Origin of the sequence: Acinetobacter sp. NBRC 100985, from assembly GCF_000241225.1 — a bacterium.
GTDB lineage: Bacteria > Pseudomonadota > Gammaproteobacteria > Pseudomonadales > Moraxellaceae > Acinetobacter > Acinetobacter venetianus.
Window position 1 is genome coordinate 18183 of sequence record NZ_BAEB01000067.1, and the last position, 9732, is coordinate 27914.

Consider the following 9732-nt stretch of genomic DNA (forward strand, 5'->3'; position numbering starts at 1 on the left):
TCAGGGAGAAGTGATATGGCACATCAACTCGAACAAATGGCTTATGTCGGTAACACCCCCTGGCATGGCCTGGGTAATCAACTGACACAGAACCAGCCGATTGAAGTCTGGGCACAACAGGCAGGCATGGACTGGCGCATTGAATCCTGCAATGTCAGCTATATGGCACAGAATGAACGGGGACAGAGCATCATTCTGCCTTATGAAGAACAGCGGGTCTTGTACCGTTCTGATACCCATGCCCCTTTATCGGTCGTCAGCCAGCGTTACCAGGAAGTGCAGCCCAAAGAGATTCTGGAATTCTACCGGGATCTGACCGAGCAATCCGGCTTTGAGCTGGAAACCGCGGGCGTACTGAAGGGAGGAAAAAAGTTCTGGGCACTGGCACGTACCGGACAAAGCACGGCACTCAAAGGCAAGGATGTCAGCAATGGCTATATCCTGCTAGCAACCGCTTGTGATGGAACGTTAGCAACGACTGCACAATTTACCAATATCCGGGTGGTATGCAACAACACGCTGGCGATTGCTTTACGTGGGCAAAGCTCAAGTGCCGGGGTGGTCAAGGTTCCACACAGCACCCGGTTCGATGCGGACAAGGTCAAGCAGCAACTCGGCATTTCCGTGCGTGCCTGGGATGAACACATGTATGAAATGAAACAGCTCAGCCAGCGCAAAGTCACCCAAGGTGAAGCCGCTGCCTATTTCGATGCCGTGTTTAACAACACTAGCCTAAGCATTGCCGATCAGGAGGACAACATCATCCAGTTCTATCGCAATGTGGCTGCACAGGCCAGTCACTCCCCAGGCAGTAAAACCGAACCGAATGGACGCGCCATGAGTAAAGTCATGCAGCTGTTCAATGGACAGGGACGGGGTGCCGAACTTTCCTCAGCCAAGGATACCGCCTATGGCTTGCTGTGTTCGATCACGGAATTTGCCGATCATGAACGCCGGGCCATGAGTACCGATCACCGGCTGGATTCTGCCTGGTTTGGTGCAGGGGCAGCACTAAAACAGCGTGGGCTGGAACAGGCTTTAAGACTGGTGGCCTAAGACCTTTTCCTGATCATGCTTAATGTTGCTTTAAGGCTCACAACCTAATCGGGCATTGAAGATGCATTGAAGATTAAATTCTACATGAACCTCAGCATGACCCTTTGGCCACATCTCCCCGGATGTGGCTTTTTTTATGCCCAAAATTTCTCAGCTGAATTTTTACAGACGACCGCTATCTATAGGACAACCCCATGAATACATTTGCACCTTTACCCAATTTACCGAAGCCCTCTGGCATTCCCTCACACATTCCATTACCTCAACCTGTGAAACCTTCACGATCCACTGCGGCCAAACGTCTGGCCAATACCAAACAGCTTGATCAGCAACAATGGCTAGAAGTCCGCAAGCAGGGCATTGGCAGCAGTGATGCTGCGACTGCCTGTGGGCTTAATCCCTACATGTCGATGCTGGAACTGTGGATGATCAAGACCGGACGTGTCCAGCAAAAGATCGAAGATGAAAGTTCCGGCCATGCTCCCTTGTACTGGGGCAAGCAGCTGGAACCCCTGGTCGCTGAATACTACAGTCTGCATACCAATAACAAGGTCAGACGGGTGAATGCCGTATTACAGCATCCTGATCCAGACAAGGCCTTTATGCTGGCCAACTTGGATTATGCCGTGGTTGGCAGCGATGAGGTGCAGATCCTGGAATGTAAAACTGCAGGGGAATATGGCAGCAAGCTGTGGCGGGATGGTGTGCCGCTGTATGTATTGTGTCAGGTACAGCATCAACTGGCCGTCACAGGCAAGCAGGCGGCTCATGTCTGTGTCTTGCTCTGCGGCCATGAAACCCGGATTTTTAAGGTCAGCCGAAATGATGCCCTGATCCAGCAGATCATCCATGCGGAACGTACTTTCTGGGCATGTGTCGAGCAAGATATTCCTCCCGCAGTAGATGCCAGTGAATCGGCAGCACGCGCTTTACAGCAGCTTTACCCAGAGCATGTCCCTCTAACCGTCGAAGACCTATCCCATGATGAGACGGCCAATCTGCTTTTTGAAAAGCTGATTCAAGCCAGACAGCAGATTGAAGAGCAGCAGCAAAGCTTCGATCAGATCAAGCACGAAATTCAGATGCTGATGAAAGATGCTGAACGAGCCACCTTTAACGGTGGCTCGGTGGTATGGAGGAAGAGTAAAGATTCAGTGAGTCTGGATGCCAAGTCACTGTTAAAGCAGCAGCCTGAGCTGATTGAGCAGTATCCGCTGCATAAGCAGGGCAGTCGTCGCTTCAACATTTATACGGATGCATGACCTGCCTTCCGCAGAGGCCCATTTGTAAAAACGCGCAAAGCCGCCCGGTTCGCCCTTTCTCCACAGATGAAGAAAGGGCATTTGGACAGCTTTGCCTGATCTGATGATCGATGCACTACCTGTTTTCCTGTGACCTCGGGTGAGCATTATTTTTATTGAATTAAGAGAGTCGATAGGTTGAGGAGCGGGTGCTTCAATTTATACGGCTCATCTGTAAAAAATCACATTTAGGAAAATCATGATGATTAAAGGGTTAGCGATTACACCGCCCGTATTGGGGCGTATCAGCATTGGCCGTGTCATTGAAAAGAATGGCAAACGCCTGCCAGAGAAAGATGACCAGTTCACCATTACCAGCCAGATCCAGAGCAAGGAAGGCTGGATCAGGCATCCACTGGATGAGCAGCTGCGTGCAAACCTACCGAATGGGAAACTGAGATCCATTCCGGTACGGATGATCTTTAATGATCCTGATCTGAACCTGCGGGCAGAATACAGCCTGTTTGACCGTCAGACTGGACGTCCGGTTTGTGTCGGCAATGGTCAGACCTGCCAGCGATTGACCAGTCAAGGGGTAGAACAGCATCCCTGTCCATCCCCAGATTTATGCTCACTGGCACAAGGCGGGCATTGCAAGCCCTATGGGCGGCTGCATGTCAATCTGGATGAATCGGATGAACTGGGGACTTTCATCTTTAGAACCACAGGTTTTAACAGTATCCGTACCCTGGCTGCACGTTTGGCTTACTACCATGCGGCATCAGGAGGGCTGCTATCATGTTTACCCTTACAACTGACCTTAAGAGGGAAAAGCACGACACAAAGCTATCGCCAGCCGGTGTACTACGTGGATCTGACCTTACGTGATGGGGTGAACTTGCAGCAAGCAATTAACACGGCTCGACAGATGGATGAGCAGAGTAAGGCCGCTGGGTTTTACCAGGAATCGCTGGATTTTACTGCTAGAAAAGGCTTTGAGAATGCTAGATTTGAGGTGAACAGTGAGGAGGGCATGGATGTGCTGGAGGAGTTTTATGCAGAAGATGAATCTGAGCAACCCAAGACTGAACCGAAAACTAATGCAAAGCCTAAATTCAATCAGAGAGAGGGTTTTGTGCAGGATATTCAGCAGGGTTTGCAGCAGAGTGTTAGAATAGTGAATTAAACACATGCGGTGAAAAATAAGGGAATTTAGGATCCCTTATTTTTTGTTCTGATGTCTTCAGCATTTCAAAATTTCCTTGAATATAGCCACCCTAAATACCCTCAATGAATCGCTCCAACTTGGTGAACCCACCATTTATGTTGAGAACTACAGTGGCACCAAACTCGAACGTCCAGAGCTGAATAAGCTGCTGGAGGATGCAAACCAGGGAGATACATTGCTCGTTGAGAGCGTGGACCGACTATCACGCTTAACCCAGCAAGACTTTGAAGAACTCAAAAGACGAATCAGAGAAAAGGGGTTGAGATTGGTTGTCGCAGATCTTCCCACTACCCATCAACTGATTCAAGCCAATGATGCTATTACTGGATCCATTCTGGATCTGATCAACAACATGCTGATTGACCTTCTGGCAACTATGGCTCGCCTGGACAACGAGAAGCGTATAGAGCGCATTAAACAGGGCCTAGAGCGTACTGGATACAAGCCTGCAGGTAAGAAGCCAAACCAGATCAAACATAAGCGTATCAAAGAGCTGTTGGCCTCAAATACCATGACCAAAGAGGAAATCGCTAAAGCTGTGGGCTGTGGTGTAGCCACTGTTTATCGTGTAGCAAAGAGGTCTAATTAGGGTTTTTTAAAAGTACGTTTAAATGTGCTTTTATCTATGCTATATTCCTAGTGTTGAATAGGAGTACCTATGAATTCTGACGCTATCTGGGCTGAAACTGAAGAATCTCGTTTGAAACGAGAGGATGAAGTTCGTATGCATAAACTCAGACGTCTATTTGACTTAATGGATGAAAGAGAAGAAGAAGAAAAAGTAGCCGAAGCAAAATTGGAAAAAGCTCTAAGGGTACTTTCATGGTGTGATTTAGAAAGTTTCAATGTATGTCCTGGTCTAGATAATCTAGAAAGAAGGCAACGTGTATATCCTATTGATGCAGATACATATGTTGTTGATATAGATCGTATTGAGCAACATCGTAAATGGTTAAAGGCATTTCGTTCAGCGATGCCTTACCTTGCGAAAATGCTGCTAGTTACTGATGCCTCCTTGCTTATCAGATTGAGATCCTCATTGGATCGGTATGCTGAAATTAGCTATCCGAACCTACTCGTAATGATTCAACCCAAACTCCAAACACTAAATTCTATAGAGGCTTAACTATGACTCAATTAATCCATGCACGAATGACTGCAAGTATTACTGAACTCAAAAAGAGTCCGATGGATACAGTGTTGGCAGGCAAAGGTGAACCTGTCGCAATCCTCAATCGTAATACACCAGCGTTTTACTGTGTTCCGGCTGATCTGTATGAAACGATGATGGAACAATTAGAAGACCTGGAACTGAATAAGATTGCAGATGCTCGTGCGAACCAAAAACGCGTTCGAGTAAATATTGATGACCTATAAGTTAGACTTTTTAGAAGAAGCATTAGAGGAATGGAACAAGCTTAATCCAAGTATTAAGCAGCCATTGAAAAAAAAGTTGATCAAGGTTTTGGAGAATCCTCGCATTCCCAAAAACAAGTTGTCAGGACACCCTAACCGCTACAAGATCAAGCTTCGCAGTATTGGCTATCGTTTGGTTTACGAAGTCATAGACGATGAGGTAGTTGTTTTGGTGATTGCTGTTGGCAGACGTGAAAACAATGCAGTCTATGATGATGCCAACTCTCGTCATTCATAAATGAAGTAATGCCCATAAGCAGAATGTTTCCATGAATACATTTATGCTTATGGGCATTCTTTTATCTAACTATCACCTAATATAATAGGTATGAATTAAAACTTATTTGAAACTATTACAAAACTATAGTGAAACTAAAATAAAACTACTCTATGGAGGATATGATTACTCTACACAAAGGAGTTGATCCCATTTAAAGTAATTCTGACTGAGTTGGTTGCGAGACATCTTCCAGGTCCGATTTGGCAGCATACTTGCTCCCAATGCCAGTTTTGTCTTGCCAAACTTATGCTGGATGTCTTCAAGGGTATCCATGAGCTGATCACTCTCAGCAATTTTATCCATGTCAGTGAACATGTCGTAGCAGTGCTTGTCCTTGGGTTCCAAGCAAGTGAGTACAATCCCACACTTCTTGAAAGCCACATCTTTCTGGTACAAACCATGAACCATACTGGTAGCGATCTTGGTCAGCAACAGAACATTGTCTGTCGGCTCAGCTAAGGCGTAGGACAGGGATTTGTTGTAGAAGGGCTTTGAGCTGTCAAATGGATTGGACTGGGCGAAACCAATGATACAACCGCAGAGCAGTTGACCCGACCTCAATCGGCTTACAGCATCTTGCACATACAGGCTCATGGCTTCTTTCAGATCATCAAGCTCAGTGACTCGCTGGCCAAAGGATCTGCTGGCAACAATCTGTTGTCTGGCTTGCGGTGCATGCTCAAGCTCAATACAGGATATCCCTTGCAGTTCCAGTACAGTACGCTGCATGACCACAGAGAACTGCTTCCTGATCAGTTCGGGTGAAGCCATGGTTAAATCCATCACAGATTTAATGCCCATGCCTGTGAGCTTCTTGGAGTGCTTGCGACCAACACCCCAGACTTCACCCACTTCAATCGACTGATAAAGTTCCTCGATTGAGCATGGATCCATGGAAACCAGATTACATACCCCATTGAAGTAAGCATTCTTCTTGGCAATATGGTTTGCAATCTTGGCTTCAGTTTTACTCCGCCCCAAACCAATACACACAGGTAAACCAAGCCAACGAAAGACGCGCTGCAGAATGGTGTGGGCATATTCAGTGAGATCGTAATGTTCGGCATAAGCGGTCAAATCCAGGAAGCACTCATCAATGGAATACACCTCCTGTTCCTGAGGAGTGACGAAGCCTGAGAGGATCTTCATAAACCGGCGTGACATTTCTGCATACAGTGCATAATTGCTTGAAAGCACTCGTACCTGATGCTTCTCAACCAAGTCTTTGATCTGGAAGAGAGGAACACCCATCTTGATACCTAGATCTTTGGCTTCCTGGGAACGTGCCACAGCACAGCCATCATTGTTGGACAGGACAATGACGGGTTTGTTGTTCAGGCTGGGATTGAAGACTCGCTCACAACTGACATAGCAGTTGTTAATGTCGACCAGAGCAAAGACTTTGCATGCATGCTTCATGGGTGGAAACCAAGAAGATAAATTACCGACGCTTCCTGAATGACTTGAGGACGTAGGTAACCACACCCCATATCACCAGTTCTTGGTTTTCTTTGAGATATATGTCTGAGAAGTCTGGATTCTCAGCTTTAAGCCAATGGGTATCTCCTTCGATCATGAGACGTTTGACAGTGAAGTCATTGTCAATCAAGGCAACCACAATGTCCTCATGCTTGGCTTCCAGGCTGCGATCAACGACAAGCTCGTCATCAATGTCAATGCCTGCATCACGCATGGAGAGCGAAGCAACCTTAACGACAAAAGTAGCAGCCTCATTTTGGATGAGGTGCTCATTCATATCCAAGGTTTTGTCGATGTAGTCCTGAGCTGGCGAAGGGAAGCCTGCAGCGACTTTCTCTGAAGCCAAAGGAATCCTCATCTGAGTAGTCGCATCAATCAGCGTAATGGATGCAACGTCATTGAACCTTTGCTTCTTGGTTTCAGTCAGGTAGTTCTTGATTTCCACCACACGAGAGACCGGAATACGAACAGCTTTAGTAGGCTCATCATAGAAAGACTTTCTGCCTGCACCTTCACGACTTCCACCACGACCATCACTCATCGCATCTACTCTTTTGAAAAAGTTACTAATTCAAATAGTAGGGTTAAACCATAATTCAGAACAATAAATTTACGATGAATGGATTACAGATTTAGCTTTGCACTTCTTACAGCATATCGCCACTCACTGGCGTTCGTGGCTCATACTGTCGAAGTGCAAACCGAGCTAAGCCATCCAAAACTTTTCAGGAATTTACTCATATTAGTATAAAGGCAGGTTCATCCCATCGTAGTGTATTATGCGAAAGTACCCCCCGGGGGTAGCTGCTGGAAAAAGGATTCTTACACACCAGTACCCTTTGTCCTTAACCTATACCCAAACCAGCAAAAAATCAGATACCTGTACTCAACCTGTATTCTGCATCACGCATCCTGCTTAAAACATAAGCCATGCAAACCAAGGTAAAGGCATGATCGTCAGCATGTCCCGCAGGATTGCTGTGGATCTCTACAAGGAGATTGTAAAGATCAAACCAGAATGGCACAGCAAGGACTTGCATGATGACGTGATTAAAGTGGTAATGACTTCATCAGCATCTGATGGGCCTGAATATGCTGATTTTCATACTACCAAGCAGCAGCGCCAAATCCTGGCCAATCGTATGAAGGACAATGACGATAAGCTCAAGCTCGTGATTGTGCGTGATATGTGGCTGACTGGCTTCGATGCTCCGAGCATGCACACGCTCTACATCGACAAACCAATGAAAGGCCATAACCTCATGCAAGCGATTGCACGAGTGAACCGGGTCTACAAGGACAAGATGGGTGGTCTGGTCGTAGATTACCTCGGTATTGCATCGGATCTGAAAGAGGCTCTGTCATTCTACTCTGAGGCAGGTGGTAAGGGTGATCCTGCACTGGTTCAGGACGAAGCTGCAACCATCCTGCAAGAGAAGCTCGAAGTCCTTGATGGCATCATGCATGGCTTCAACTACCAGGAGTACTTCACAGCCGATACCTCTCGTAAGCTGAACATCATCCTGGAAGCAGAGGAACACATCTTAGGCATAGATCAGGGCGAAGGTAAGACACGATTCTTCAATGCGGTATCAGCTATGTCGCAGGCATTTGCATTAGCTGTACCTCATCCAAGTGCGATGAAAGCAGCACCAGTGGTTGCATTCTTCCAGGCTGTGAAAGCACGACTGGCCAAGTTCAGTGATGGTTCAGGAAAAATCTCAGGCCTGAGCAATGCTGAATTGGAAGCCAAGGTCAAACAAACGATTGACCAGGCTCTTGTTACTGAAAAGGTGGTGGACATCTTTGATGCAGCGGGCATCCAGAAGCCAGACATCTCCATTCTGTCGGATGAGTTCATGCAGGAGATGAAAGGCTACAAGCACAAGAACATTGCACTGGAAACCCTGAAGAAACTACTCAGTGATGAAATCAAGGTAAGAGAACAGCGCAGCGTTACCCAGGGCAAGAAGCTGATGGATATGCTGAGCTCTGCCATTAAGGGCTATCAGAACAAGGTACTGACTGCAGCCGAAGTAATTGATGAGCTCATCAAGTTGGCGAAAACCATCCAGGAATCAGATAAGCTGGCAGAGGAACTCAACCTGACCGAATACGAATATGCTTTCTATTCGGCAGTAGCTGAGAATGAGAGTGCTCGTGAGTTAATGCAAAAGGAGATCCTACGCGAACTCGCTATCGTTCTGACAGAATCCATTCGCAAGAAACCAACCTTGGACTGGACCATCAAAGAAGCTGCTAGGGCGAAACTGAGAGTCATCTTGAAGCGTCTACTCAAGAAGTATGGCTATCCACCTGATATGGCTTTATTGGCTACAGAGACTGTGCTTGAACAGGCTGAACAATTAGCAGATGAATTATCTGCTGCCTAACTTTATTGAAATCAAATTACAATCATTTAACAACTATATTAGTTCTATATGACAACTAATATAGTTGCATTCTACACCTCAAAGCCCAACTCTTTGAGGACTCCAGCATACTTTCTGACAACCTCGGCATCTTGTAGTTCAATCAGCAGCCTTTTCTCTAGATCAGCATAGCTTTCCCCTACTGCAGCTTTTTGGCTTGCAAATGGATCATGGTGAGCTAGCTTGTTGGCAAAGAGTTGAATCTGCTTATCCGTTAGTTTCTTAGCTTTGGTGTGAGTGACTTCCTTTGGTTGCTGCTTAGTGGTGAACGCAAATGAGAAACCACTAATAACACGTCCATTTTTATGTTGCTCATAAGAAGCAATGATGTCTGTTAGTTCATTAATTTGGTTTAACGCTGCATCGAGTACCCGAACTTTGAAATTAGCCATCTTGGTATATTCATGTTCTGCTAATCCAAGCTTAAAGCGAAAGTCGTCTAACTCAAACATAGGTGTCTTGCCAACACTACGCCATTGGATCAGTAACTCGTAAAGACGAATTGCATATTTGCTTGTGAGCGAGCTAATCTGTTTAAGCTGATAAGCAGTAAAAGACTTCTCTAGCTGTGTAATCAATGGGATTACATCTGGTGCAAAA

Annotated in this window: 10 protein-coding genes and 1 pseudogene; 8 read left to right on the forward strand and 3 right to left on the reverse strand. The window is 46.2% G+C overall.

Features of this window, described 5'->3' with window-relative positions; all coding sequences use genetic code 11:
- Positions 1-15 precede the first annotated feature (15 nt).
- From ACT4_RS16745 to ACT4_RS16775, 7 genes are all read left to right on the forward strand, one after another.
- Entirely contained in the window at positions 16-1056 is a 1041-nt protein-coding gene (locus tag ACT4_RS16745; protein WP_005021135.1) for a DUF932 domain-containing protein, read from the forward strand.
- Between the two features lie 194 nt (positions 1057-1250).
- Positions 1251-2318 (forward strand): YqaJ viral recombinase family protein, encoded by a 1068-nt coding sequence (locus tag ACT4_RS16750; protein WP_005021138.1) that lies wholly within the window; start codon positions 1251-1253, stop codon positions 2316-2318.
- Positions 2319-2559: 241 nt separating this feature from the next.
- Complete coding sequence (locus ACT4_RS16755; protein WP_016801295.1) at positions 2560-3483, forward strand: hypothetical protein; 924 nt, start codon at positions 2560-2562, stop codon at positions 3481-3483.
- A 76-nt stretch (positions 3484-3559) separates the two neighbouring features.
- Entirely contained in the window at positions 3560-4114 is a 555-nt protein-coding gene (locus ACT4_RS16760) for a recombinase family protein (protein ID WP_007484309.1), read from the forward strand.
- A 69-nt stretch (positions 4115-4183) separates the two neighbouring features.
- Positions 4184-4651 (forward strand): hypothetical protein, encoded by a 468-nt coding sequence (locus tag ACT4_RS16765; RefSeq protein WP_007484310.1) that lies wholly within the window; start codon positions 4184-4186, stop codon positions 4649-4651.
- Positions 4652-4653: 2 nt separating this feature from the next.
- The gene (locus ACT4_RS16770) at positions 4654-4902 is read left to right on the forward strand and encodes a type II toxin-antitoxin system Phd/YefM family antitoxin (RefSeq protein ID WP_005021145.1); all 249 of its coding nucleotides are present in this window, start codon (positions 4654-4656) and stop codon (positions 4900-4902) included.
- Complete coding sequence (locus tag ACT4_RS16775) at positions 4892-5179, forward strand: type II toxin-antitoxin system RelE/ParE family toxin (RefSeq protein WP_005021147.1); 288 nt, start codon at positions 4892-4894, stop codon at positions 5177-5179. The genes ACT4_RS16770 and ACT4_RS16775 overlap by 11 nt, the downstream gene beginning before the upstream one ends.
- A gap of 165 nt (positions 5180-5344) precedes the next feature.
- Here the strand turns inward: ACT4_RS16775 and ACT4_RS16780 are convergent, their stop codons facing one another.
- Positions 5345-6640 (reverse strand): Y-family DNA polymerase, encoded by a 1296-nt coding sequence (locus ACT4_RS16780; RefSeq protein WP_007484313.1) that lies wholly within the window; start codon positions 6638-6640, stop codon positions 5345-5347.
- A gap of 22 nt (positions 6641-6662) precedes the next feature.
- Positions 6663-7241: a LexA family transcriptional regulator gene (locus ACT4_RS16785; protein ID WP_007484314.1), complete on the reverse strand. Its 579-nt coding sequence runs from the start codon at positions 7239-7241 to the stop codon at positions 6663-6665.
- A gap of 385 nt (positions 7242-7626) precedes the next feature.
- On the opposite strand from ACT4_RS16785, the pseudogene ACT4_RS16790 reads away from it, so the two are divergent.
- Positions 7627-9093: pseudogene (locus ACT4_RS16790) on the forward strand (type I restriction enzyme endonuclease domain-containing protein); the annotation flags it as partial.
- 71 nt (positions 9094-9164) lie between these two features.
- Here the strand turns inward: ACT4_RS16790 and repM are convergent.
- A partial coding sequence (gene repM, locus ACT4_RS16795; RefSeq protein WP_007484317.1) for a replication initiation protein RepM occupies positions 9165-9732 on the reverse strand: 568 nt, incomplete at its 5' end.